Raw genomic sequence first — 21,210 nt, forward strand, 5'->3', positions numbered from 1 at the left:
CCTGAACCCCGAAGGGCCGGGAAAGACCGGTCAGCCGTTGCGCAATCGCGGCCGGGAGGCCGCTCCTACACGAGGGCTTGGAGGCGAGGCAGGCCGACGAGAACGGGGGCTGCTTCGAGTGGTCGCGGCGTGGACGCCGCTCCTACGGGGGTCCCCTGCCAATCGAGGTCGGTAGGAGCGGCCTCCCGGCCGCGACCCCCCGATACCCATCCACCCCCTCGGTAGCCGTAGGAGCCCGCTTCATCGGGCGAGCCGGTTGGGGGCCATGGTCCGTCGGGGTGCGCCCACTGAAGTGGGCTCCTACCGGGAGGCCCGAACGGGGAGGTCCCAAAACGTAAAAGCCCGCCCCGGAAGGGGCGGGCTTGGAGGGACCCGGTCGTGTGGCTCAGGCCATTCCGGCCTGGCGGACCATGCTGCGGCGGCGCCAGCGGCGCAGGGTGTGGACGCGCCACAACCACATGAAGCCCATGTAGCTGAGGACCGCCGCCGGGATGGCCAGGATCAGGCTGCCGAGCCACAGGTAGGTGGACTGCTGGATGAACACCTGCAGGTAGGGCGCCAGGTTGGCCAGCAGCTCCGCGGGGAAATGGTCCCGCAGCAGCAGGGCGCCCAGCCGGTTGAAGCCCCAGTACAGCAGGGGCGTGGTCAGCGGGTTGCTGACCCAGAGGGCGACGAAGGCCAGCGGGAAGTTCACCCGGAAGCCGATGGCGCCGAACAGCACCAGCGGCGTCTGGAAGCCCACAGTGGGCGTCAGGCCCACGAATAGGCCGAGGGCGATGCCCCCGGCCAGGGCACGCCGGTGCAGGCTCCAGACGCCCTTGCGGGCCGTCAGCCAGCCGAAAAGCCGGCTCCCGCCCATCCGCTCACGCAGCCCGTGCTCGGAGGGCATCCATTTCTTCAGCGATTTGCGCACTTCCCGTCCTTCTCCGGGATGTGTGGGGGATCAGAAGCGGTCGACGTAGGCTTCGTAGCCGGTAACGATCAGGCGGTAGAGCTCCTCGCCGATCTGGATGTGGCCCCCTTCCGGGGCCCCGATCTGGATGGTGGCGCTGCCGCTGTTGGACATGCCGGCGATGCCGAACCTGCCCTCGGCGATCAGGGCGTCGAGGATCTCCTGGAGCTCCTCCCGCGGCGCGTCTCCGGTCTTGTCGGTTAAGGTCACTTCGCGGCCCTGATAGGTGCCGGTAACCACCTGCTCGGTTGCTGCGCTTTCTTCTGCCACTGTGCGCCTCCCGGGTGGCGGGCCGTCAACGGGTCGGTTACTTCGACGCGCTGGCGTCCTTGTTGTTCCTGCATTTGAGCATGGTCCAGTAGCCGAACAGGTTGACCCGCCGCTGCTCGACCACGTCGAGATCGGTCTCCTCCACCAGTTCCCGCTGCCGCATGTTGGGCCGCCAGCCCAGGGCGCTCGACAGCGGCGCCAGGGCCCGCTCCAGGCGGCCCATCACCGGGTTCTCCGACTGGAAGTGGTTAACGATCACCAGCTCGCCGTCCGGCTTGCAGACCCGGCGCATCTCGTCCACGCAGCGCTTCGGGTTGGGCACCACGGTCACGACGTAAGCGGCCACCACCACGTCGAAGCTGTCGTCCTCGAAGGTGGTCTCCTCGGCGTCCATCACCTCCAGCAGCTTCACGTTGTCGAGGTGCTCGCTCACCTTCTTCTCCCGAGCCTTCTCCAGCATGGGCTCGGAGATGTCGATGCCGTAGACCTCCACGTCGCGCGGATACAGCGGGAGGGAGAGGCCCGTGCCCACGCCCATCTCCAGCACCTTCTCGCCCGGGTTCAGGTCGAGGTGGTCCAGAACCGCCTTGCGGCCGGGGTGGAAGATGGCCCCGAAAACGGTGTCGTAGACGCCGGCGAGGCGCTGGTAGGCCTTTTCGACGGAGCTCAGGTCCATGGCCGGGGAGGGTCCTCTCGTCTTGGCGGATCGGCCGGGGGCTCCCCGTTCGGAACCCCCCGGCGAAAACCGTTGTACGATGCCAGATCCCGCACGATCCCGGCAAGCCGGGAAAAAGGGGACTTATAGGGGCAAGTATGGAGGGCGCTGGGGGAATCCATTACAATGCCCGCCGGTGCGGCGCACCCGGCCACACCGCCCGCGAACCAGTCACGCAAAAAGGGGCCTTGCATGCAGCGCATCCTTGCCACCCTGGTCCTCGGTGCGAGCCTCCTGCTCGCCTACCCCACCGAGAGCAAGGCGGCCAGCTACGTCGCCCAGGACGTCTGGTACAGCACCCTCTACGGGGCCGCCATCGGCGGCGTCAGCGGCACCGGGGTCATGCTCCTCACCGACGACCCCCTGGGCAACACCGACTACATCGTCACCGGGGTGGGCATCGGCATCATCTCCGGCATGCTCTACGGCATCTACTCCTACGCCGCCGCGCCCAGCTACGGCGCCCTCGCCAACGTGGACGCCAGCGGCACCACCCATTACGCCATGCCCATGCCCGAGCCCTACATCAACCGCTTCAGCGGCGGCGAGCAAGTGGAAGTGGGCGTGCGCATGGACCTGATCCGGGGGCGGTTCTAGCAAGGCCCGCCCGCCCCCGCCTGGGGGCGGGTACCCGATGGGGGGAATTGGTCGGGCCCCGCGCATCCCGTAGAATTCCCCCCTCGATCCGCCACGGCGCGGACTGCTCCGCCCGGAATCCCGACCAAAATGGTCGGTCCAAAGGGGCGAACCCGAACACCCAACGGCCCGGCCGCCGGGACCGAACCCACGGAAAGCAGCCATGAGCGACGAACAAGCGACCGTAGCGGAACGATTCGAGCGCAGCGACGAGGCCCTGCGGGACTGGGAGCGCCGCATCAACGCCGGGGAAGAGGTGGACGTCTGGGACACCACCAACGCCGGCATCGGGATCATCAAGGACCTCATCAAGGCCTACCTGGAGGTGCTCGACCGCGACTGGGAAGGCACCGAGGACGACCTCCTGGCCCTGTGGAAGGTGGCGGTGAAGAAGAACCCCAGCCTCAACACCATCCGCGACAACTGCCGCGAGCTCATCTACTACTACAACTGCGTGGACATGGACCGGCGCGACGCCCTGCCGGAGAACGCCCACAAGCAGGCCGTCCGCACCGCCCGCCACGTCTACCTCTACCTGCGCACCCGCGCCGAGGAAGCCGGCGCCCTTGAAAAGTATCAGGGACTCGGGGCAGGCTAAGCCGAACCAAGCCCCCGTACGAAGTAGGGGAAACGGGCGCAAGGAGCGGGGCGAAACCGGCCGGCGAAAGGGGCGGGAATTGACCTCTGGCCAATCCCTTGGCAGACTTCTGCGCTTCTCGACGACTGTCGGGCCGTTAGCTCAGTTGGCAGAGCAGCTGACTTTTAATCAGCGGGTCGCAGGTTCGACTCCTGCACGGCCCACCAAATAAATCAAGGCTCTAGGCCATTTGGTCTAGGGCCTTTTTGTTTGTTGGTCCGAATTGGGTACGAAAATATACGAGTCCGAATGCTCGATATTGACCAATAATTCTGAAGCTTAGCGGTAGTCCCAAGGTGGTGACCTAAGGAAAGTTTAGGGTATAGTAAGGGGGTTCCTGTATATCACTTCCCAAAAACCAAGGAGGGGTAAATGCGCCAACTTGCCCTTTTAGTAACTTTATTATCTCTTTCCCTTTACCCTGCAATAGCTCTATCAGGACCTTTTGGAATTGAAATGGGGATGTCGATAGATAAACTAAATACGGCTGATATGAAAAGTCAAGGGATGATTGATTTAGAAAACCCGCCAAAGCCACACCCCAAATTAAAACACTATACAGTAATGCATACGAAAGAGACTGGTGTTTGCCTTGTAAATGCATTGACAGGGCTAGTTCGTAATGACAAATATGGAAAGGATATTAAAAGGCTATTTAAAAAGCTTAAGGGTCAATTAGAAGGAAAGTATGGGGATTTCGAGGATTTACAATATATGGATCCAGATGGGTTGTGGGATGAAAGAGATGAATGGATGATGTCAATTAATAAGGGGGAAAGGCAATATGCTTCTATAAAAGAAAACTTAAAAGGGGATATAGAATATATAGATATGCAAGTGTTAGCTTCTGGCCCTAGTGCGGGAGCGATAAAGATAATGTATAAGTTCTCCAATTTCGAAGAGTGTGATAAAGTTATTTCTGAATCTAGTGCTTCTACATTATAGCAAAAAATAACCCACGTTTGGTGCGCGGGGGCGCAGCAAAAACCATGCCCCTCCCCATTTGGGGCGGCATGGTGCCCCCCGGTTAGATTCCTTTGGCCTTCCCTGGTACTTCCCTTCCTGCTTCGCCTTCTCGATCCCTTGCCGCTGCCGTTCCCTCCGTTGCTCGTAATCTTTCCGGGCAATAGCCGCCATCATGTCCAGCATCATGCCGTTAATGGCGTCCTGCATTCGGGAAGTAAACTCGTCGCTAGTATCGGCTTCCTGTAAGGCCCTATGACTAGTCGGAAAATCCAAGGCGACCACCTGTAGGCCCTTAGCCTCAATCTCCGCTCTGAGGGCTTTCCAGGCAGTCGCAGGAAGGCGAGGAAGCCTATCCACAGACTCAACTAGCTGTGGGGTTTAAATAGATTATCCACGGGTTTCAACCCAGTAACGCTGTAGGTGGGAAACTGCAGCAACCTGGGAGAAACACCGTGGACGTCCACCAAAATGCCCGGCATACGCCAGCAGGTCGAGAGGTATGGGTCCGACGCGTCCTGGAAACGGGACGTAGTTTTCGGTCGGTAGCTGCCGAAGTCGGGGTCTGCACCAGGACCGTGCGGAAATGGGTACGGCGGTATCAGGCAGAGGGCCAGTCCGGCCTAAAGGATCGCTCCTGTAGGCCGCGCCGGAGTCCGGGGGCGACGGCTCCGGGCCGGATCTAGCGACTCGTGCGGCTGCGCCGCCTTGGCTGGACCGGCAAGCGCATTGCCCAAACCTGCGGGGTCTCTCGGGCCACGGTGTCCCGGATTCTCCGGCTGCGGAAGCTGAGCCGGGCGCGGGACCTGGTGCCGAAGCGGCCGGCGAATCGCTATGAGCACGAAGCACCAGGCGACCTGGTGCACCTGGAAATCAAGAAGCTCGGACGCTTCGAGCGCCCCGGCCATCGGGTGACGGGGGAGCGCTAGCAGAGCTCGCCGGGCGCCGGCTGGGAGTATGTCCACGTGGCCGTGGATGATGCCTCGCGGCTTAGCTACGCGGCTGGGCAAAGCCCGATGAGCGCCAGGAGACGGCCGAGCAATTCCTTCGGGAGGCACTGGCCTATTTCCGCCGCCACGGCATCTACCACGTGCACCGGGTGTTTACGGACAATGGCAGCTGTTACCGCTCCAGGCGCTTCCGGCGGGTGTGCCGCGGCATGGGCATCCAACAGGGCTTCACCAAGCCCTATTCGCCACAGACGAATGGCAAGGCGGAGCGCTTCATCCAGACCGCGTTGAACGAGTGGGCCTATGCTGCGGAGTACTGCTCTTCCGAACAGCAGCCGCAAACAGCTGCCCGAGTGGCTCAAGGAGTACAACTGGCTACGGCCACATGGAAGTCTGAACGATCGGCCACCAGTCAGCGTTCTGGGGTAACCGGGGACAACCTCTTGCTACAGCACACCTAGAAACCAAGCTAATTCCCAGTAGAGCTTCCTAGCTCCTCCAACCGCCGGATAAGCACCCGCAAATCGCTCTCCAGGTTGCTGCGGATGGCCCAGGGGCCGATGACCGGTGGGACCCAGAATTCCGGCACCATGCGGGTGCGGAAGCGGATGCGGGTGCCTTCGGTGACCGCCGCCAGCTCCCAGCGGGTGCTGCCCGACTCGACCTCGGAGGCCTCCGGGACCACGCGGCTCTCGATAGTGCGCTGGTGGCGGGTGGTGATCTCCTCGATGCGCTCCATCTGCCGGCAGAAGAAGGCCACGCACGATTCCAGGACGGTGCGCACCCGTTCCATGCCCCCCGCCATGCCGAGCCGTTCCGCCTCGATGATGCTGGGGTTTAGTTGCTCCAGCCGGTCGTAGTCGGTGAGCAGGGCGAAGACCCGGTCGGGGGGTGCTTCCACCACGGCCTCGAACTGCACCGTGTAGGCTCGCCCGTCCTGCTCCACGTCCAGGTGGCGGACGGTCTCGGCGGAGGCGGTGGCGACCAGGCCCAACAGGGCCAGGAGGAGGATTAGCCCGAGTGCCCTGCCCATGGTCCGGCCCTCTGGCGGGAGCCCGGGAGGCCGCTTCCTCCCAGGCGGGAGGGTTCTTGGAATGAGACCACGGCGGGGGCGGCGGGTTGCCGGGGATCAGCGGGCGGTGGCGCCGTTGTCCCGGGGCGTGAGCAGGTAGGAGCGCTGGGTCCCGAGCAGGCCCTTCTTCCAGCCCACGATCTGCCCGGCGCGGTTGATGTCCTGGATCCGCAGGTCGTCGAAGTAGTCGGGGCCGGGCTGGAACTGCTCCTCCACGGGGAATTCGGGCACCGCCTCCGGCGCCACCAGGGCGCCCAGCTCGTGGTCCGCCAGGAACCGGCGGATCCGCCGCTCCATCTCCCCCGGCTCCTCCTCGGGGATCTCCCCGTCATAGGGCTCCATGCCCGAATCCTCGGTCCAGCGGAAGCCCACCTCCCGCCCCTCGGCGTCCAGCGTCCAGCCGTAGACGGTGCCGTCGTCGGTGATGCGCTCGGCGGCGCCCGCCTCCCGGGCGGCGTCCGGCAGGTCGCCGAGGTCCTGCACCGCCCCCTCGGCGTCCCATAGCACGGGGTCCCGTTCGGGCTCGTAGTCCCCGCCCCCGGAGCCCACCGCCACGCCCTCGTTATTGATGTCCCGCACCATGGCCACGGGGTTTCCGGCCTCCCGGCCCTCGCCGCCTTTCCACTCCGGCAGGAAGGGCAGGACGGTCACCTCCTCGTCCCCCGGCTGCCAGCGCCAGGGGGCCGTCCATACCGTGCCCCGCTGGCCCACCACAGTGCCGTGGTCGTTGAGGGCCGACGCCCGGTAGTTGGAGCCGTCGGCGCCGATCTCCACCACGTCGAAGACGGGCAGCTCCCCGGCCTCCGGGGGCGGCTCGGCCCGGGCGGCGCAGGTGGCCAGGGCGAGGCAGGCGAGGGTGGTCGTGGCGGCCGTGGGGCGCCTGGGCATGCGGTTGCCTCCCTTTCCGTGCCGTGGGGTTCCGGGGCGGGGCGCGCGGTCCGTCCCGCCGGTCGCTTCCCCATTGTTGGCACAGGGGACGGCCGCGGTCAGGGCCGTCCTCTTTTTTGGCGCATACCTCCAGCGAAAACAGCGTTCTGTCTGGGTTCCCGGGCCCGCCGCGCATTTTTTTGGGCGGGGCCCGGGAATTTTCGGCCCGTAAATCCTTCTTAAGGGTTTTCGGGAATTCTCCCTAGGGCATCCCCCCAGCCCTTCAGAGGGTTTTTCCGGTAGGGCCGGCCAGCCCGGTAACGGCCTGTTTCTCCGTGTACAACCGCTTGGGGCCCCGCGGGCCCGCTACCGAACCGAAAAGAGGGAAGACCATGACGCATCCGCGCCTAGCGCTGCTTCTCGGCGCCACGATCGCCATTAGCCCTCTGGCCCTCGACGCCAGCCTGCCCGCTTTCCCCGCCATCGCCCATACCCTGGGTGTCTCGGTGCAGGACGTGGGCCTCACGGTGAGCATCTTCCTCCTGGGCCTGGCCCTGGGCCACCTGATCGGCGGCCCGCTGTCGGACCGCTACGGGAGGCCCAGCGTCATGTTCGGCGGGCTGGCCCTGTTCGCGGGGGGCAGCCTGGCCATCGTGGGGGCCGAGTCCTTCGCCGCGCTCCTGAGCTGGCGGATCCTCCAGGCCCTGGGGGCGGGCTTCTGCCTGGTGAGCGCCCCGGCCATCGCCCGGGACCACTCCAGCGGGCCGGAGGCCGCGCGGCTGTTCAGCCTCATCGCCCTGGTCACCTTCCTGGTGCCGGCGGTGGCGCCGCTGCTGGGCACGCTGACCCTGGAGCTCACCAGCTGGCCGGGCATCTTCGCCCTGATGGCGGCCTACGCCGTCGGCATCAAGGTGATGCTGCGCCAGACCCTGTTCCGCAGCTATCCGGTCCGGCCGGACCGCACCAAGCCGCTGCACACCCTGGTAACGGACTACCGGGTGGTGCTGCGGCACGGCACCGCCATGCGCCTGCTGTACATCCTGGCCCTGGTGTTCAGCGTCAACATGCTGTTCCTGACGCACGCCTCCTTCGTGTTCCAGGAGTGGTTCCGGCTCTCCCCGGCCCAATTCTCCGTCATCATGGCCGCGGCGGTGGGCTCCATGGCCGGCTTCAACCTGTTCAACAGCTGGCTCCTGCGCCACTACGGCCCCGCGGCCATCCTGCGCGCCACGGTGGTTCTGCAGGCCCTGGCCACCTTCTACCTGCTGGCGGTGACCCTGGCCGGGCCGTCCCTGGAGCTGTTCCTGCCGGGCGTGCTGCTGGCGGTGGGCACCTTCGGCGCCGGCCTGCCCAACATCTTCACCCTGTTCCTGGAGTTCTTCCGGGAGATCGCGGCCACCGCCTCGGCCATGCTCGGCGCCCTGAAGTTCAGCGCCGCGGGGATCATCAGCGCCTTCTCCTCGGTGCTGGTGGGCGGCGACCTGTGGACGGTGGTGCTGATGATGGCGGTGTGCTCCTTCGCCGCCCTGGTGCTTGTGTGGGACGCCCCGGGAGCCGTGGCCCGGACCCACGAGGCGGAAATGGCCGCCTAGGCCCGCCCGGGCGCCTTCCTCCCGGCGGCCCCCCGGGGTCGGGGGGGAGGGAGCAAGAAAAGAGGGGTGTGGGAAAGAAAAAGGGGCGGCCCTCGGGCCGCCCCTGCGCCGTTCCCGGAAAGCCGGGTCTTAGGCGGTGGTGCGGGAGGCCGCGTCCTGCAGGCCTTCCACCACTTGGCCGGCGGTCACCTGCTCACCGCCGTAGATGGAGGCGAAGTCGTCCTTGGCGGCCTGATAGAAGGCGGCCCGGTCGCTCTCGGGCACGTTCATCAGCTCGGCCGCGGAGGCGAGGGTCTCGCCGTTGCCGGAGGCCATGTCGGCGGCCAGCTTTTCCATGTTGGAGGACACGAAGGCGGTCAGCTTGGCGTCGGACTGCACCACGCCGTCCTGGTCGCAGCCCAGGGTGCCGGAGGTGATGCCGAAGGTCTGGTTGCCGGAGGTGCCGTTGGTGGTCACGGCGAGCACCTGCGGAATCACGCCTTCCTGGCCGTCAAAGATCATGGTGCCGACACCGCAGCCGGTGCTGTCCTTGGCCATGGCCGAAGACATGGGCAGGGCCGCGAGAACGGCGACAACGGCGGTTTTCTTCCACATAACCCAAGTCCCCTTTTGGTTGGGTGGTCAGTTCGGGTCCGCCTTATTGGGCCCGACCTGCGGGGAAGTGTCAACCATCACAAGGGGTTGTCCCGGGACAGGGGGATTAACGGGATTTCCGGGGGGGATTGTCTGTCCGGAAAGGTCGAATAGTAAGTGTTCCCTTACCGGACAGGGTCGCTCCCCCCCCTAGAAGTGCCAGTTCCAGGACAGCTGCCCTTCCGTCCACCAGTGATCGAGGAGGTGGCGCCGCGCGGCCTCCAGCCGTAGGGAATGGTTGCGGGTCAGGCGCACGCGCTGGTCGAGCCGCACGGAGCCCTCGGTGAAGGGGCTGCCCACCCCGAAACGCTGCAGGCGGCCGTGCAGGTGCACCCGCCAGCCGGGCAGGGGGTCGCCCACCACGCCGAGGCTGGGGCCGAGTCCCAGGGCGTAGCCCCGCTCCAGGGCGCCCGAGGCATCGGCGGTGCCCTCCAGCAGGGCGTAAACGATGCCCCGGCCGCCCAGGTCCCAGGCGATCCCCGCGCCGCCGTTTGTGCGCCAGCGCCACGGCCGTTCGTCCTCCTCCCCCTCCGGGTCGAAGGGGTAGCGGTCGGCGGCGGTGTTGATCTTCCAGGAGATGGGGCTGCGGAATTCGTCGCGGGGGGAGAGGGAGACGATGCTCGCCAGCTCCACCCGGTGGACCTCGGTGGAGGCGTCCCGGTCGTAGCGCCGCACCGCTAGGTCCAGCAGCTCGATCTTGGCCCCCTCCACGTAGCCCCCCTGGGGGTCCAGGAGGTCGTGGTAGGCGGGACGGAGGCCGATCTCCTGGTAGCCGTAGCCGTCCCGCAGGCCGGCGCCGAGCCGGAGCCGCGCGGAGCGGTGGCCCTCGTCGGGCCGGACCTCCGGGGACGGGGCCGGCTCGGTCACCCCGGGATGGTCCACCCGGCTGCGGGTGACCAGGATGGAGCGGGCCCGCTTGGCGCTTTCGTCGTCGCGCTCCTCGCCGGCGCGCAGGTAGCGCAGGTAGTGGTAGGCCAGCTCCAGGGTGCGGGCGGACTCTCCGGGAGGCAGGGCGGCCACGGCCTCGGCGTCCGGCCCCCTGCGCCCCTGGGCGATCTCCTTGGCCAGCCGTTGGCGCGGAGGCTGGAGGTGGTTCCCGCGGTACAGCACCTGGGTCTCCAGGGCGGGGCGGTAGACGGGCTGCCCCATGAGCCCGGGGACCCGCCGGACGGCCCGCACCGTGTCGGCGGGGATGGCCCAGTAGTCGAACTGCTCGCTTAACGACAACGTCGGGCGCGCCGCCTCCATGAGGCCCAGGAGCTGGGAGGAGCAGTTCTCGCTGAAGAAGTAGTAGTCGAAGCGGATCCCCCGCAGCTCCCACAGGTGGCGCACCATGCGGTCCACCTCCTCCTGGGCGAAGTTGAGGGGGTACTCCCAGATGTCCCGGCTTTCCAGGTCGTTGTAGAGCTTGACCTTCTCGTAATAGGGGGCGATGGAGAAGCGCCCCGGGTAGAAGCCGGTGAGGCCCTTCATGGCGAACAGGAAGCCGCCGTCGTTGCCGGTGTCGGCCGCGTAGTTCACCGCGTAGGCGAGCATCCGGTTGCGGCGGGTCTGGTTCGGCCGGTCCAGGCGCAGCAGGGTGTGCCCGAACATGGAGGAGGGGTTGTTCAGGTAGGCGGCGGGGAAGACCAGCGTGACCCCCGCGGCGTTGAGCTGGTCCCGCCACCATTCGAAGCGGGGGCAGGGCCGCTCCGGCAGCCGGTCGGGGTCGAAGTCCAGCTTGCGCTTCAGCCACTGGTAGCGCGCGGGAAAGGCACACTGGGGATGCTGGCGCCCCTCCTCCCCGGACTGGACCGGCTGGTGGGGGCTCGGTGGGCGGAAGAAGGCGCCGAGGGTGGCCTCCAGCTCCGCCCGGGGATCCGTCTTCCCCTCCGGGGCGAAGAAGAAATCGGGGTCGTCCGCCCGGCTCTCCCCGCCCGTCAGGCCCCCCTCGTAGTGGAGCAGGGCGCGCCATTGGGGGGATTCCGCCAGCCCTTGCTCCCGGGCGGTCTGGATTAGCTCCGCCAGGTAGGCGCCCTCCGCGCCAGCCGCCGGTGCGGGGCCGAGCAGCCCCAGGAGGAGCCCGAGCAGGGCCCGGGCGGAAAGCGAACGGTTGGCGGGCACGGTCAGGCTCCCCCGTCCACGGTGAGGGCGGAGACCACCCGGCGGGCCCCTTCCACCTGCTCCGCAGCGCTTACGGCGCGGGCGATCCGGTCCCAGCTTTCCAACTCGCCGCGCAGGGTGACCACGCCCTCGGAGACGTCCACGTTCACGGCGGCCAGGCTGCCCGCCCCAAGCACCCCGGACAGGGTGGTCTTCACCCGGGCCTGCAGTCCCCGGTCGGCCAGCCAGGAGCTGCTGCCCTCGCTCCACTCGCCGAGCTTCTCCCCCACGAAGCGGCCCTGCTCCTGCATGGAATCGCGGATCTCCCGGCCGAGATCCCCGAGCTCCTTGCGGATGCCGTTTTCCTCGGCCTTTTCGGCCTTTTCCGCCCCGCCTTCGGCGGCCACGGGCCCCGTCCAGGCCAGGGCCGCCACCGCCAGGGCCGCGGCGATTCCGATGCCTGCGCGCATGGTTCCCCCCGATTGCTCGAAAACGCTTGGTTCGCCTTTGCCCGGATGGGAACGCCCACCCCGGCGGGGTGCAAGGATAGGCCAAAAGCCACGCCGGATCACGTCCTTGGGAAAGAAGGGCGCGGGCCGGGGCTCCTTATGAATGGTATCCGCAAGGGATCTTCCGGGGGGTGGCTAGGATTTGCCCGGATTGCCGGTCTCTGCCCAGGTGTAAAGAATTTCTTCAGAACATTACCCACGGCGAACCCCAAGGGGGGAGGGCTCCCGCGATGTCCTATCGGAAATCCGTCTTTTCCTATTTCGATCCCGTCGAGGTCTGGCATTTCCATCCCGACTGCCCCGACTGGCCCGCGAAGGACTACGAGGAGCGCTTCTGGACCCCCTCCCATGGGCGATTCTGCGACCGCTGCCTGGAAGAAGCCGGCCTTCGCACCTGCGAGCTGGAGGAGGCCCCCTCCGGATACCGCATGGCCGGCTGAACCGCATTCCCTCCCGGGGTCGCTCCGGACGCGGCCCATCCCTTTCCCGAGTAACCGCAAGCCCGATCTCCGGCCGAGGCGTAGGCGCATCCCCGGTACGCCCACCAAGCGGGGGAGACGCGTCCGGGCCCCTGGGCCGCGCTGGCCAGCCCCTGGCTGCAGCGCGCGGGAGCATTCCGCCAACGCCTCAAAGTGCCCCGGGTCCGCAAGCAAAACGCCCCCTGTATTGCTCTCTGTAAAACGCCCCATACAGAAAATTCGGCATCTCCCGTATGCCCCACCTGTCATCCCTATTCCCGGGAACGTGGGCGCAAAAGGGGCCACAAAGAACTATAGGGTTACAGGTCCCAAGGGTATGGCGCAGGGATCCCTGTTCTCTTCCTTGTAAAAGGAAAGGACAGTACCAGCCCGGGTGGAGTAGGAAGCAGTGCCATATGAGCTGGCCCTAACAGAGTGAGCCGGGCCTTTGGAGGCCCGGAAAAGCGACACGGCTCGCTTAATGGAGGTGAAAATGTCTATTCATCGTTTGATACTGGCAGGGGCGCTCATGGGTGTGGCTCCAACCGTGGTTTGGGCCCAGGAAGCGGACAGATACGGTCCGGTGAAGGGCGACCAGGAGGTCACCCTCTCCGGAACGGGCACCAGCGACACGGAGTTCGAGAACAACCGCATGGGAATCTCCGGCTCCTATGGTATGTACTTCCGGGACCGGCTGAAGTTCAGTCTCCGGCAACAGCTGAATGTGGTGGACCTGCCCGGGGACAACGCGTGGAGCGGCTCCACGCGCGTCGCCGCCGACTACCACTTCGATCTCGGTCGGTGGTGGCCCTATGTGGGCGCCCAATTCGGCTTCATCTACGGGGATGGCGTGCAGGAGACCATGATCGCCGGGCCCGACGCGGGCGTTAAGTACTACGTCCACGAGGACACCTTCGCCTTCTTCGAGACGGAGTACCAGGTGCTGTTCGAAAGCGCCGACGAGGCGGAGGCCCTGATCGATGACGGTGCCTGGGTGCACACCGTGGGGGTGGGCTTCAACTTCTAGGAGGAGACTCGGACCGCGCGGCCCCGTTCCGCCCCGTCCGGGGCGGGACGGGGGTCCATTGCGGGCCCATCGCCCCCTTGGTTTCCCGGTTCGCAGGAAGGGAACGGGCAAGGGGCCTCATGCGTCGGAACGAGCGATGGATGAAGCCGATTCGCCGATTACCAGCCTGAGCGCCGTTACCATCGGCGTCTCCAACATGGCCCGGTCCGTGGCCTTCTACCGGGGGCTGGGCTTTGTCGTGCGCCACGGCGGGGAAACCGAGTCCTTCACCAGCTTCTACGCCGGCTCCGGCTACCTGAACCTGGCCCTCTACCCGGAGCGCTCGCCCCATTGGTGGGGCCGGGTGATCTTCTACGTGGAGGACGTGGACCGCCATTACCGGCGGGTCCTGGAGCGCGGCATCCGGCCGGAGCGGGCCCCGGAGGATGCCCCCTGGGGGGAGCGGTATTTCCACGTCATCGATCCCGACGGCCACGAGGTCAGCTTCGCCCACCCCCTCTGAGCCCGGCCGGGACCCGCTTCCCGGGAAGGGGCCGCTAGTCCCCCCGGAAGCACTGCTCCGCTTCGCTACGCGCCCAGAGGTTGGTCTCCAGGCTCTCCCCCCACAGCTCGGCCCGGGCCGCGGAGCGGGCCAAGCGCTCCTCCGTCTCCGTAGCCTCGCTCCAGGAGCGCCCGGAGGCGCGCTCGAAGATGCGGATCGCCCGGGACTGCACGGCTTCCTCCTCCGGGGCCGGGGCGGGGTAGGTCATGGGGTTTCTTCCTTGATTTGCCGGGCTTCGGCGGGGACCAGGCGGGGGATGCGCTTGGAGCAGTTGCCGAAGACCTGCTCGGGCGTGACCCGAACAAAGCGCTGGGCCGTGGGCCAGGTGTCGGAGTAGGCCCCGGGGTCCTCGACGACCTCCGCGGCGCCGTTCACCCGCACCCGCAGGGCGTTCTCGAAGTCGATGAACAGCATGCCGATGCGGGGATTGACCAACAGGTTTCCCAGGGAGTTGAAGAGGTTGTTGCCGCTGAAGTCGGGGAACACCAGGGTCCGCTCGTCGAGGACCCGCACGGCGGGCTGGGGCCGGCCCTCGGGGTCCGGCTCCGTGGACCGGAAGCTGGCGTCGCAGTTGCCGTCCGCGTCCGCGGAGGCGATGAAGAAGAAGGGCCGGGCCTCCAGGAACTCCGCGATCGGCGCGTTGATCCGCTCCCTGAACATCTGGTTCAGGGCGGCCTCCGGCCAGGCGTCTGGCCCGGCAAAGCGCTCCTGGGCGGTCCGTTCCCCGGGGTGAAGCAGTTCGTCTCGCTTGCGCATGGTTAGTGCCTATACAAACAAACGATTGTTTACTTTACCGCGCCGAGGCCCGGCGCGGAAGGCCGGGGCCTAAAGGAGCTCGGCGAGCTCGTCGCAGGCGCGGTCCAGGGGGCCGGTGTCGCCGCAGATGCGCAGCCACAGCACCGCTCCCTCGATGCGGGCCACGGCGTCGTTGGCCAGGCGCTGGGCTTCCTCCGGCCCGTAGGCGGATTGGAGGACGTGGGCCAGAGCCGCGGTCCACTCCTCGAAGAAGGCGCGGATCCGGTCGGCGAAGGGCAGCGTGGCCTCGGCCACCTCCAGCCCCATGTGGCCCATCAGGCAGCCCCGGGTCTCCAGGAAGTAGGCCCGGGTGGCCTCCATGATGGCGTGCCAGCGCACGGAAGCGGGCCGGCTCTCGTCGTAGGCGCGGTCCGCCACCATTCCACGCAGCTTCTCGCCCACCCGGGCCAGGATGGCCAGGGCCAGCTCCTCCTTGCTGGGGAAGTAGTAATACAGGCTGCCCTTGAGCAGACCCGTGGCCTTGGCGATGTCCGCCATGGTGGTATTGCCGTACCCCTTTTGGCGGAAGAGGGTCTCCGCCTCCTCGAGCACGGCCTCGCGGTCGGTTTTCCTTTGTGGCATGAGGGGGTCCTTACCAACGTTTGGCGGAATTCTTCGGAGGGTGGAGCCTTTTGTCAAATCCGGGTGGGTGGGGGTGGGGCAATCATTGGAGGTTGGCGGCTCATTTTTGGACGATAATGGCCCAGTTTTCAGTCTCCTGGGCGAAATCCAAGAACCGGTAGCCCTTCTCGTCGCACCAGGCGCGTACGTCGTCCCCGCACGGCGGGTAGTCCACCAGGAGCTTGGCGGTGGTCCCGTGCTCAAGGGAATCCATGGCCTGGTTGATGGCCAGGAGATAGCCGGGGCAGGTCTGGCCGCGGACGTCGATGGCGGTGGTGCCGTCGTCCTGGGGCGTGACCGCGGCGTAAATGGTTTTTTCGGGGTCCTTCCGCTTTCTTCCGAAGAGTCGCATGGGTGTCGCTCCCTTACCGCTCAAACCATGCGTGGGCCGGGGGCCCGGCCCACGCCACCGTTGCGCTCACGAGGCCATGGGGGCCTTCCAGAGCTTCATCTGCTCGTCCCAGAACTGGGACCACAGGCCCAGGTAGTGCTCGGCCTTGGTCCGGACGGGCTCGTACTGCTCCGGGGTGAGGGCCTGCATGAGGATGTACCAGAGGTCGTCCTCGTGGTCATCGTCGTAGGCGGTCCACTCCTCCTCGTCGCTGGTGCCGTGGAACTCGTAGTAGCCGTCCTTCACGTCGATCCCCACCGCCATGACCGCCTCGCGCAGGGGCGGGCTGAACAGGACCACCTGCTTCTCCGCGATGGTGAGGAAAAGGGTGAGCACGGCCAGATCCTGGTAGGCCGACTCCAGGTTGTGGTGCAGGGCGTCCGCCACGGGCGTCGGGGTGTAGGTCTCCCGTTCCTCGCGGCCGACACCGAGCTGGTCCAGCAGGTCCTCGAAGAGGGGGTAGTGGGCCAGGGCGGGGTTGCCCCGGTAGTAGCCCGCCTGGTCCACCCCCGGCCGGAACCCGAACTCGTCCAGGGCGTTCAGGGTCAGCAGGAAGCGGGACGGCATCTTGCTCCCCGGCCCCAGACGGCTCTCCACCTGCTTGGTGAGCAGCTGGGCGATGAGCAGGGCGTCGGTGAAGATCTTGACCCCCGCGTGCCGGTATTCGAGATGGATCCGGGCCAGGTCCTCCTTGGTGAACTGGCCGTCCGCCAGGGCTCGGCCGGCGGAGTGTCCCACCAGGCGATGGTTGTGGATGGTCTCCTGCAGCTCCTGGACGAAGCCTCGGTTCCGCTCCCAGAGGTCGGGGGGAACGGTGGCTTGGATGGCTTGCTTGGCCAGACGGCGGGGGTTGTCGAGGTCCATGAGGTGCTCCCTTTTTTAACAAACGGTTGGTCCCTTTCATATAAAACGCAGGGAATAACCGGTGTCAACAACGGTTTTATATCAACAAATTAGAACCTTTTGATGGTTGGGCCGCCGAGGGAGGCTCCGCCAGTGGTAAGGGGGGCAAGCCCGAATCGGGGAACCAGGGGTTGCCCTTTGGCGACGCAACGTATAGAAGAGGGCCCAATCAAAGAATCCGGACCAAGAGGAGGAGAAACCAGTGGGCTTTATTCTTGTAGGACTGGCTCTGCTGCTGGGCCTGATCGGGCTGGGGATGGCCGTGACCGTGCTCATCACGGGTATCCAGGCGGGCTCCGGCGCGCATTAAGCCCCGGCAGGCTTTCGCATAAAGAAGGGCCAGCGGTCAGCCGCTGGCCTTTTTTTGCGTGGTTTCCAGCCCGGCCTCCGGCGTGGGGGTTACCGGAAGGCGTAGTGAATGGACGCCCGGACCTGTATTTCGTCCCGCGACGGCTCGGGTTGGTCGAAGGGGTGGGTGTTGGTGTGCTCCCGGTAGCATTCCTGCAGCCGGGGCAGGGCGCTGTCGGTGCCGTGGAGGAGCAAGGGGAAACCGGACTCCGCCGCGTCCGAGGCCAGGGTCAACCGCTTTCCGCGGCGCAGCACGCGGACGGGGGCCTCCTCCCAGGCCCCAAGGTCCAGGTGGACCACGTTGCCGCGCAGCGCCCGGGCCTGGAAGCGACCCACCCGTTCACGGTCCACCGCCAGGGTCACCCGGTACTTCCGCCCCTTGGGGAGGGTCCACTCGGTGTTCTGCACCAACAGGCCCAGGTGACCGTTGAGGAACAGGGCGAAGCCGTAGGAGGTGTCTCCGCCCTCGGCCGTGGATATGAGGCAGCCCCGGAAGGCGCCGGTGGAATCGCTGAGGAGGACCTCCCCTTTCCAGGGACCCGAGGAGAAGGCCTCCCGGGTGGCGGCGTCCACGGGGGCGGCCAGGAGGAGCAGAAGCAGGAATGCAGCAGGCCGGTACCTGACACGCATCGGCCGTTTCTCCGGTAAATGTGGGGGTTTTTTCAGGCTCCCGCGGCCGGGGTGCCGAGGCAAGGCGGCTGCGCCGCTAATTGACGTGTCTGGAGGCGGCCAATCGGGGGAGGGGGTGAAAGCTTGGCCAGATGGAGGAAATCCCAGAGGAAAGAAAAAGAAGCAAAAAATATATAACTTAAAGCCGGGCCATGGAGGATCCCCCGTAGCGGGAGTTCGGTTTTCCGGTACGAGCTTGCTCGGGAAGGCGGTGGCTACGGATCCCCGACTCGAAAAATTCGGCGCCGGCTCTCCACGGGGTGGACCTTTGGGGTGTTAGTGATATCTCATGGGGAAAGGGGTCTATCCTCTGGAGGGGGAAATCATGACGGCACCATCCGATACATGGGGAAGCGGGAGCGATATCCAGTCGCTCCGGCGGCGTTTCCGGCGTTTCGCCCTGTTCCAGCTGCTGGTCCTTGCCGGGGCCGTCGCCTCCGGCATCGGTGGGTTCATGCTCGTGGCGGCTTCCGGGGCCGTCCTGGGGGCGGTCTTCGCCCTGTGGGCCGGGCTGGCCTGTCTGGTGCCCCTGCTCAAGGTGGCCATGGAGTTCGACGCCATCCCCACCAGCTTCGCCCCCATTCGCAAGCCCGAGTACGAGCAGCTGTGGGAGCGCGCCGTGCGCAGCCCCGAGCTGCGCGCGGAGGTGGAGGATATCCTGCGCCGGCGGGACAGCATCACCCGCTACGAGTACCGCCATCTGATGGGGGATGAGGATCCGGACGCACTGCTGCTGCCGTGAAAGGGGGGAGCGGCGGCAAGGGATGGTCAGCCATGCGGCGAAGCGACGGCCCGGGAAACCCGGGCCGTCGCTAGTTCGGCGCTCAGGGCTGCATGGCTCGGCGCTTCCGGTCCAGGGTGAGGGTACACACGACGTGGACCCCGATCCCGCCCATGATGAGCGCCGTGACGAGGGTTCCCCCTATGTTCTGCCCGAGCAGGCTGGTGCCGATCCACAGAACCAGGGCCGCGATTACCAGATAGGCTATGATCGGACCAACAATCCCGCAGCGGGCGTTCTGCGCTGGCGTGGCCATGTGCGATCCTCCCTTGGGGTGGCCCCGGCCCCCGGAGGGCCGGGGTGTTCGATAGAAACCCAACAGGCTCTTGTCCAGCATACAACCTGGAGGCCCTTTTGACCTTTTTCAAGAAAACCAAGGATCAAGAAAATGCCGTCATCGGAGGGGAGGGGTGATGGCCCGCCGACCATTGCGGCCGCTGCTTCTGTTTGCCGGCCTGCTCTTCGCCCTCCCCGCCCCGGCCCAGGACGACGCGGCCTCTTCTTCGGCCGGTTGGGAGATCCGGTTCGAGGAGCTGTACTACGACGTGAGCTGGTCGGGGATGAAGGCCGGCAAGGGTATGTTCCGCGCCTATCCCACCCACACGGGGCTGATCCTCCGGGCGCAGATCTGCTCCTCCGGCCTGGTGGATGTCTTCTATCCGATCCGGGACCAGGTCTATACCTCCACCCGGCTCAAAAACGACGAGCTGGTGCCCAAGCACAACCGGATCACCCAGATCGAGCGGGGCCGTACCAAGGAAAAGACGCTGGACTTCCAGTACGGGGGGGAGGTCCTTTACCGGAAAGGGGATAAGGAAAAGACCATCGAGATCCCGGACGGGACCCTGGATGTGCTCTCCGCCATCTACGCCATCCGCCGCATGCCCCTGGACGAGCAGGAGGAGCGACGGCTGTCGTTGATCGACGGCGACAAGCTGAAGACCCTTGTGGTCCCTGTCATGGACCGGGTGGAGAAGGACGGCAAGGAGCTCCTGAGGGTGCAGCCCTACACGGTGGGACCGGACGGCAAGCGCAAGGGCGGAGACGACTGGCTGCTGCATCTGACTGCGGATCGCCGTATCCCGGTGAGGATGAATCTGGACCTTTCCTTCGGCTCCCTGGACATGCGCCTGACCAAGGTCCGCCATGAGCCCGGGGACGATCCGGATTCCCCCCGGATGTTCTGCGACGATGAGGTAAAGATGCCCCGCTAGCCCCGGGGGTGCGCGGCGGTGGACGCCGAGTGCAGGCCCTTGCTTTAATCGGATGAGGAACCACTAGCCTGCAGGTACCGAGTATGAGGCGGCTTATTCCCGGGCAGGAGCGGCATGACGCCATGGTTCGTCGCATCGCGCAGGGACTCCGCGACGGCGGATTCAACGAGGTGCTGGCCGACGGGGTGGACGGGTTCGAGATCCCGGATCCCATCGGCGGGCGGGTCCCCGATGTCCTGGCCCAGGGCCATCGCCTGCACATCTACGAGGTGGAGACCGAGGAGACCCTCGGCAGCGAGGAGACACGCCTGCAGTGGCAGGCCTTCGACCGTTTCGTCCGGAAAGACGACAACGCCCATTTCGTCATCGTCGTGCCGCGGGGGCTGCGGCTGAAGGCGGAAGCGCAGAAGAACTACTACCAGCTGTCGGCGGAGGTGCGAGAGGAAGACTTCGCCGAAGAGTGACCCGGTCCGATCGCCAGGAAGGAGGCGCGCCATGGCCTACACGTTCCAATCCCTGGACCTTCCCCCGGAGGAGGAGATGGTGCCCGCCGGCGAGGGTGGGGATGTCGCCTGGGTGGATGTGGACCTGAACTTTCGGGACGACGAGACCGGGCTGGAGCCGATGGTCCGGGTGCGGGTGCCCGTGGCCTACGGCCCGGTAGGAAACGTTGACCAGATGCACAGCGAGGCCGTCCGGGCGGCCGAAGACCTGGCCCAGCTGGCGGCCTCCCATCTGGAAGAGAACGACGTGGACAGCCTGGTGCGCATGGCCATGGGCGGATAGAGCGGCAGCCCGCGGTAGGCTCGCCCGGATCCCTCCGCCCGCGGGGGGCCGGGCGCCTGCACCAGCCGAAAGACCCAGCCCGGGCTCCGCGGTCCTACTGAACCGGCGTTCCCTCCGTGATGGACTCCCACTCGGATCGTGGGATCTCCTCCAGGCTGTACCCGGTAAGGTACTCCACGGCGGCGGCCCGGAGCCAGTAGGCGAGGGTCAGCAGATCCGCCTCCAGGAGCTGGGAGCGGGTGGCGTCCTCGTTGGGGGAGAGGTCGATGACCAGATGCTCCTCCTCCTCCCCGGGGGCCTCCGCCAGCAGGATGGAGGCGTTCCCTTCCGTGTCGATGGAGAACCACCAATCCCGCCCCCGTAGGGGGGCGCCCGACACCCGGTATTTTTCCTCCCCGATCATGGAGTCGGGGCTGATGGTCAGCGGCACCCGTTGCTGGTTCATGGCAAGTCCCTCTCCTGTTCTCGCTGAAATCCCGATCGATGGCTCGGCTCCGGGGGTGCCGGGAAGGGAAGCCGGTTCCGGCCCCGAACCGGAGGGGGCCCTGCCTGCCGTTCGACCGGTGGTCCCGGGGAAGCTGAGGCGGCTCAGGGCCTTCTCCCGGGTGGCCGGTTTCTTCAAGTTCTGTTAGGAATTATGGAGCATCCTCGGGACCTTGGGAAAAGTGGGTCGATCCCGACCGAAGGGTTCGCCGGGGTCGGATGCGCAAAAAAAAGGCCCGGGCCTGAAAGCCCGGGCCGCCCCCTTCCCGGGGCTGGGGACCGAAAGGAAACCCCGGGAGGCGGGGGTATGGAGGG

General features: G+C 66.3%; 27 protein-coding genes, 1 tRNA gene and 2 pseudogenes. 13 read left to right on the forward strand and 17 right to left on the reverse strand.

The annotated features are described in order from the left end of the window. Positions 1 to 385: 385 nt before the first annotated feature. The 3 genes from AN478_RS04385 to AN478_RS04395 are packed head-to-tail and all read right to left on the reverse strand — an operon-like array spanning position 386 to position 1,898. A complete protein-coding gene (locus AN478_RS04385) occupies positions 386 to 913 on the reverse strand; it encodes a DUF2062 domain-containing protein (protein WP_054965401.1) in 528 nt (175 codons plus the stop codon). Between the two features lie 30 nt (positions 914 to 943). After that, a complete protein-coding gene (locus AN478_RS04390) occupies positions 944 to 1,222 on the reverse strand; it encodes a hypothetical protein (RefSeq protein ID WP_054965402.1) in 279 nt (92 codons plus the stop codon). A gap of 37 nt (positions 1,223 to 1,259) precedes the next feature. After that, a complete protein-coding gene (locus AN478_RS04395) occupies positions 1,260 to 1,898 on the reverse strand; it encodes a class I SAM-dependent methyltransferase (RefSeq protein WP_054965403.1) in 639 nt (212 codons plus the stop codon). 231 nt (positions 1,899 to 2,129) lie between these two features. Here AN478_RS04395 and AN478_RS04400 point away from each other — a divergent pair, with 231 nt between their 5' ends. The 4 genes from AN478_RS04400 (at position 2,130) to AN478_RS13890 (ending at position 4,155) form a co-directional block, all read left to right on the forward strand. Then, positions 2,130 to 2,534 carry a hypothetical protein gene (locus AN478_RS04400; RefSeq protein ID WP_054965404.1) on the forward strand — a complete coding sequence of 135 codons (405 nt, stop codon included), beginning with the start codon at positions 2,130 to 2,132 and terminating at the stop codon, positions 2,532 to 2,534. A gap of 202 nt (positions 2,535 to 2,736) precedes the next feature. Further along, positions 2,737 to 3,171 (forward strand): hypothetical protein, encoded by a 435-nt coding sequence (locus AN478_RS04405; RefSeq protein ID WP_054965405.1) that lies wholly within the window; start codon positions 2,737 to 2,739, stop codon positions 3,169 to 3,171. Between the two features lie 130 nt (positions 3,172 to 3,301). After that, positions 3,302 to 3,377 (forward strand) — tRNA-Lys (locus AN478_RS04410). A gap of 205 nt (positions 3,378 to 3,582) precedes the next feature. Beyond that, positions 3,583 to 4,155, forward strand: a complete 573-nt coding sequence (locus tag AN478_RS13890; protein ID WP_143004129.1) for a hypothetical protein — start codon at positions 3,583 to 3,585, stop codon at positions 4,153 to 4,155. A gap of 81 nt (positions 4,156 to 4,236) precedes the next feature. Here AN478_RS13890 and AN478_RS13470 read toward each other — a convergent pair. Then, positions 4,237 to 4,545 (reverse strand): annotated as a pseudogene (locus AN478_RS13470) (recombinase family protein); the annotation flags it as partial. Positions 4,546 to 4,628: 83 nt separating this feature from the next. Between AN478_RS13470 and AN478_RS04415 the strand changes: the two are divergent. After that, a pseudogene (locus AN478_RS04415) lies at positions 4,629 to 5,584 on the forward strand (IS481 family transposase). A gap of 8 nt (positions 5,585 to 5,592) precedes the next feature. Here the strand turns inward: AN478_RS04415 and AN478_RS04420 are convergent. Both AN478_RS04420 and AN478_RS04425 read right to left on the reverse strand, forming a co-directional pair. Continuing rightward, positions 5,593 to 6,156, reverse strand: a complete 564-nt coding sequence (locus AN478_RS04420) for an SRPBCC family protein (protein ID WP_054965406.1) — start codon at positions 6,154 to 6,156, stop codon at positions 5,593 to 5,595. Between the two features lie 96 nt (positions 6,157 to 6,252). Then, on the reverse strand, positions 6,253 to 7,083 hold the full coding sequence (locus tag AN478_RS04425) for a hypothetical protein (protein WP_054965407.1): 831 nt from the start codon (positions 7,081 to 7,083) through the stop codon (positions 6,253 to 6,255). 371 nt (positions 7,084 to 7,454) lie between these two features. On the opposite strand from AN478_RS04425, the gene AN478_RS04430 reads away from it, so the two are divergent. Next, a complete protein-coding gene (locus AN478_RS04430) occupies positions 7,455 to 8,654 on the forward strand; it encodes a multidrug effflux MFS transporter (RefSeq protein ID WP_054965408.1) in 1,200 nt (399 codons plus the stop codon). Between the two features lie 129 nt (positions 8,655 to 8,783). Here the strand turns inward: AN478_RS04430 and AN478_RS04435 are convergent, their stop codons facing one another. The 3 genes from AN478_RS04435 to AN478_RS04445 all read right to left on the reverse strand — a co-directional run bounded on the left by AN478_RS04435 (position 8,784) and on the right by AN478_RS04445 (position 11,839). Further along, the gene (locus AN478_RS04435; RefSeq protein WP_054965409.1) at positions 8,784 to 9,248 is read right to left on the reverse strand and encodes a DUF3015 family protein; all 465 of its coding nucleotides are present in this window, start codon (positions 9,246 to 9,248) and stop codon (positions 8,784 to 8,786) included. Positions 9,249 to 9,437: 189 nt separating this feature from the next. Further along, complete coding sequence (locus tag AN478_RS04440) at positions 9,438 to 11,390, reverse strand: Lnb N-terminal periplasmic domain-containing protein (protein ID WP_054965410.1); 1,953 nt, start codon at positions 11,388 to 11,390, stop codon at positions 9,438 to 9,440. 2 nt (positions 11,391 to 11,392) lie between these two features. Next, positions 11,393 to 11,839, reverse strand: a complete 447-nt coding sequence (locus AN478_RS04445; protein ID WP_054965411.1) for a BON domain-containing protein — start codon at positions 11,837 to 11,839, stop codon at positions 11,393 to 11,395. Positions 11,840 to 12,108: 269 nt separating this feature from the next. On the opposite strand from AN478_RS04445, the gene AN478_RS04450 reads away from it, so the two are divergent. From AN478_RS04450 to AN478_RS04460, 3 genes are all read left to right on the forward strand, one after another. Continuing rightward, positions 12,109 to 12,318: a hypothetical protein gene (locus AN478_RS04450; protein WP_054965412.1), complete on the forward strand. Its 210-nt coding sequence runs from the start codon at positions 12,109 to 12,111 to the stop codon at positions 12,316 to 12,318. Between the two features lie 511 nt (positions 12,319 to 12,829). Further along, positions 12,830 to 13,363 carry an outer membrane beta-barrel protein gene (locus AN478_RS04455; protein WP_074471374.1) on the forward strand — a complete coding sequence of 178 codons (534 nt, stop codon included), beginning with the start codon at positions 12,830 to 12,832 and terminating at the stop codon, positions 13,361 to 13,363. A 136-nt stretch (positions 13,364 to 13,499) separates the two neighbouring features. Continuing rightward, entirely contained in the window at positions 13,500 to 13,865 is a 366-nt protein-coding gene (locus AN478_RS04460; protein WP_054965414.1) for a VOC family protein, read from the forward strand. Positions 13,866 to 13,899: 34 nt separating this feature from the next. Here the strand turns inward: AN478_RS04460 and AN478_RS04465 are convergent, their stop codons facing one another. The 6 genes from AN478_RS04465 to AN478_RS04490 form a co-directional block, all read right to left on the reverse strand. Continuing rightward, on the reverse strand, positions 13,900 to 14,112 hold the full coding sequence (locus AN478_RS04465) for a hypothetical protein (RefSeq protein WP_054965415.1): 213 nt from the start codon (positions 14,110 to 14,112) through the stop codon (positions 13,900 to 13,902). Further along, positions 14,109 to 14,660: a pyridoxamine 5'-phosphate oxidase family protein gene (locus AN478_RS04470; protein WP_054965416.1), complete on the reverse strand. Its 552-nt coding sequence runs from the start codon at positions 14,658 to 14,660 to the stop codon at positions 14,109 to 14,111. Before AN478_RS04470 ends, AN478_RS04465 begins: the two co-directional genes overlap by 4 nt. A gap of 69 nt (positions 14,661 to 14,729) precedes the next feature. Then, entirely contained in the window at positions 14,730 to 15,281 is a 552-nt protein-coding gene (locus tag AN478_RS04475; protein ID WP_082432817.1) for a TetR/AcrR family transcriptional regulator, read from the reverse strand. Between the two features lie 100 nt (positions 15,282 to 15,381). Beyond that, positions 15,382 to 15,672: a sulfurtransferase TusA family protein gene (locus AN478_RS04480; RefSeq protein ID WP_054965418.1), complete on the reverse strand. Its 291-nt coding sequence runs from the start codon at positions 15,670 to 15,672 to the stop codon at positions 15,382 to 15,384. 66 nt (positions 15,673 to 15,738) lie between these two features. Continuing rightward, complete coding sequence (locus AN478_RS04485) at positions 15,739 to 16,575, reverse strand: heme oxygenase-like domain-containing protein (protein WP_054965419.1); 837 nt, start codon at positions 16,573 to 16,575, stop codon at positions 15,739 to 15,741. A 438-nt stretch (positions 16,576 to 17,013) separates the two neighbouring features. Further along, positions 17,014 to 17,592 (reverse strand): hypothetical protein, encoded by a 579-nt coding sequence (locus AN478_RS04490; RefSeq protein ID WP_054965420.1) that lies wholly within the window; start codon positions 17,590 to 17,592, stop codon positions 17,014 to 17,016. 364 nt (positions 17,593 to 17,956) lie between these two features. Here AN478_RS04490 and AN478_RS04495 point away from each other — a divergent pair, with 364 nt between their 5' ends. Next, on the forward strand, positions 17,957 to 18,373 hold the full coding sequence (locus tag AN478_RS04495) for a hypothetical protein (RefSeq protein WP_143004127.1): 417 nt from the start codon (positions 17,957 to 17,959) through the stop codon (positions 18,371 to 18,373). A gap of 82 nt (positions 18,374 to 18,455) precedes the next feature. Here AN478_RS04495 and AN478_RS04500 read toward each other — a convergent pair whose 3' ends face one another. Continuing rightward, a complete protein-coding gene (locus AN478_RS04500) occupies positions 18,456 to 18,668 on the reverse strand; it encodes a hypothetical protein (protein ID WP_054965422.1) in 213 nt (70 codons plus the stop codon). Positions 18,669 to 18,825: 157 nt separating this feature from the next. On the opposite strand from AN478_RS04500, the gene AN478_RS04505 reads away from it, so the two are divergent. The 3 genes from AN478_RS04505 to AN478_RS04515 all read left to right on the forward strand — a co-directional run bounded on the left by AN478_RS04505 (position 18,826) and on the right by AN478_RS04515 (position 20,412). Continuing rightward, positions 18,826 to 19,626 (forward strand): DUF3108 domain-containing protein, encoded by an 801-nt coding sequence (locus AN478_RS04505; protein ID WP_082432819.1) that lies wholly within the window; start codon positions 18,826 to 18,828, stop codon positions 19,624 to 19,626. A gap of 122 nt (positions 19,627 to 19,748) precedes the next feature. Next, the gene (locus AN478_RS04510; RefSeq protein WP_054965424.1) at positions 19,749 to 20,090 is read left to right on the forward strand and encodes a hypothetical protein; all 342 of its coding nucleotides are present in this window, start codon (positions 19,749 to 19,751) and stop codon (positions 20,088 to 20,090) included. A gap of 31 nt (positions 20,091 to 20,121) precedes the next feature. Beyond that, positions 20,122 to 20,412, forward strand: a complete 291-nt coding sequence (locus AN478_RS04515) for a hypothetical protein (RefSeq protein ID WP_054965425.1) — start codon at positions 20,122 to 20,124, stop codon at positions 20,410 to 20,412. A 94-nt stretch (positions 20,413 to 20,506) separates the two neighbouring features. Here the strand turns inward: AN478_RS04515 and AN478_RS04520 are convergent, their stop codons facing one another. Beyond that, complete coding sequence (locus AN478_RS04520; protein ID WP_054965426.1) at positions 20,507 to 20,857, reverse strand: hypothetical protein; 351 nt, start codon at positions 20,855 to 20,857, stop codon at positions 20,507 to 20,509. Between the last annotated feature and the right edge of the window lie 353 nt (positions 20,858 to 21,210).

Source organism: Thiohalorhabdus denitrificans (assembly GCF_001399755.1).
Classification (GTDB): domain Bacteria; phylum Pseudomonadota; class Gammaproteobacteria; order Thiohalorhabdales; family Thiohalorhabdaceae; genus Thiohalorhabdus; species Thiohalorhabdus denitrificans.

What these genes read in the sequence shown, in the direction of transcription:
- AN478_RS04395 (WP_054965403.1), bottom strand. Translation starts at nt 1,898, where the DNA reads ATGGACCTGAGCTCCGTCGAAAAGGCCTACCAGCGCCTCGCCGGCGTC.
- AN478_RS04400 (WP_054965404.1), top strand. Translation starts at nt 2,130, where the DNA reads ATGCAGCGCATCCTTGCCACCCTGGTCCTCGGTGCGAGCCTCCTGCTC.
- AN478_RS04460 (WP_054965414.1), top strand. Translation starts at nt 13,500, where the DNA reads ATGGATGAAGCCGATTCGCCGATTACCAGCCTGAGCGCCGTTACCATC.
- AN478_RS04450 (WP_054965412.1), top strand. Translation starts at nt 12,109, where the DNA reads ATGTCCTATCGGAAATCCGTCTTTTCCTATTTCGATCCCGTCGAGGTC.
- AN478_RS04455 (WP_074471374.1), top strand. Translation starts at nt 12,830, where the DNA reads ATGTCTATTCATCGTTTGATACTGGCAGGGGCGCTCATGGGTGTGGCT.
- AN478_RS04445 (WP_054965411.1), bottom strand. Translation starts at nt 11,839, where the DNA reads ATGCGCGCAGGCATCGGAATCGCCGCGGCCCTGGCGGTGGCGGCCCTG.
- AN478_RS13890 (WP_143004129.1), top strand. Translation starts at nt 3,583, where the DNA reads ATGCGCCAACTTGCCCTTTTAGTAACTTTATTATCTCTTTCCCTTTAC.
- AN478_RS04510 (WP_054965424.1), top strand. Translation starts at nt 19,749, where the DNA reads ATGGTTCGTCGCATCGCGCAGGGACTCCGCGACGGCGGATTCAACGAG.
- AN478_RS04505 (WP_082432819.1), top strand. Translation starts at nt 18,826, where the DNA reads ATGGCCCGCCGACCATTGCGGCCGCTGCTTCTGTTTGCCGGCCTGCTC.
- AN478_RS04495 (WP_143004127.1), top strand. Translation starts at nt 17,957, where the DNA reads ATGACGGCACCATCCGATACATGGGGAAGCGGGAGCGATATCCAGTCG.
- AN478_RS04470 (WP_054965416.1), bottom strand. Translation starts at nt 14,660, where the DNA reads ATGCGCAAGCGAGACGAACTGCTTCACCCCGGGGAACGGACCGCCCAG.
- AN478_RS04475 (WP_082432817.1), bottom strand. Translation starts at nt 15,281, where the DNA reads ATGCCACAAAGGAAAACCGACCGCGAGGCCGTGCTCGAGGAGGCGGAG.
- AN478_RS04465 (WP_054965415.1), bottom strand. Translation starts at nt 14,112, where the DNA reads ATGACCTACCCCGCCCCGGCCCCGGAGGAGGAAGCCGTGCAGTCCCGG.
- AN478_RS04435 (WP_054965409.1), bottom strand. Translation starts at nt 9,248, where the DNA reads ATGTGGAAGAAAACCGCCGTTGTCGCCGTTCTCGCGGCCCTGCCCATG.
- AN478_RS04520 (WP_054965426.1), bottom strand. Translation starts at nt 20,857, where the DNA reads ATGAACCAGCAACGGGTGCCGCTGACCATCAGCCCCGACTCCATGATC.
- AN478_RS04515 (WP_054965425.1), top strand. Translation starts at nt 20,122, where the DNA reads ATGGCCTACACGTTCCAATCCCTGGACCTTCCCCCGGAGGAGGAGATG.
- AN478_RS04425 (WP_054965407.1), bottom strand. Translation starts at nt 7,083, where the DNA reads ATGCCCAGGCGCCCCACGGCCGCCACGACCACCCTCGCCTGCCTCGCC.
- AN478_RS04485 (WP_054965419.1), bottom strand. Translation starts at nt 16,575, where the DNA reads ATGGACCTCGACAACCCCCGCCGTCTGGCCAAGCAAGCCATCCAAGCC.
- AN478_RS04430 (WP_054965408.1), top strand. Translation starts at nt 7,455, where the DNA reads ATGACGCATCCGCGCCTAGCGCTGCTTCTCGGCGCCACGATCGCCATT.
- AN478_RS04480 (WP_054965418.1), bottom strand. Translation starts at nt 15,672, where the DNA reads ATGCGACTCTTCGGAAGAAAGCGGAAGGACCCCGAAAAAACCATTTAC.
- AN478_RS04500 (WP_054965422.1), bottom strand. Translation starts at nt 18,668, where the DNA reads ATGGCCACGCCAGCGCAGAACGCCCGCTGCGGGATTGTTGGTCCGATC.
- AN478_RS04420 (WP_054965406.1), bottom strand. Translation starts at nt 6,156, where the DNA reads ATGGGCAGGGCACTCGGGCTAATCCTCCTCCTGGCCCTGTTGGGCCTG.
- AN478_RS04490 (WP_054965420.1), bottom strand. Translation starts at nt 17,592, where the DNA reads ATGCGTGTCAGGTACCGGCCTGCTGCATTCCTGCTTCTGCTCCTCCTG.
- AN478_RS04405 (WP_054965405.1), top strand. Translation starts at nt 2,737, where the DNA reads ATGAGCGACGAACAAGCGACCGTAGCGGAACGATTCGAGCGCAGCGAC.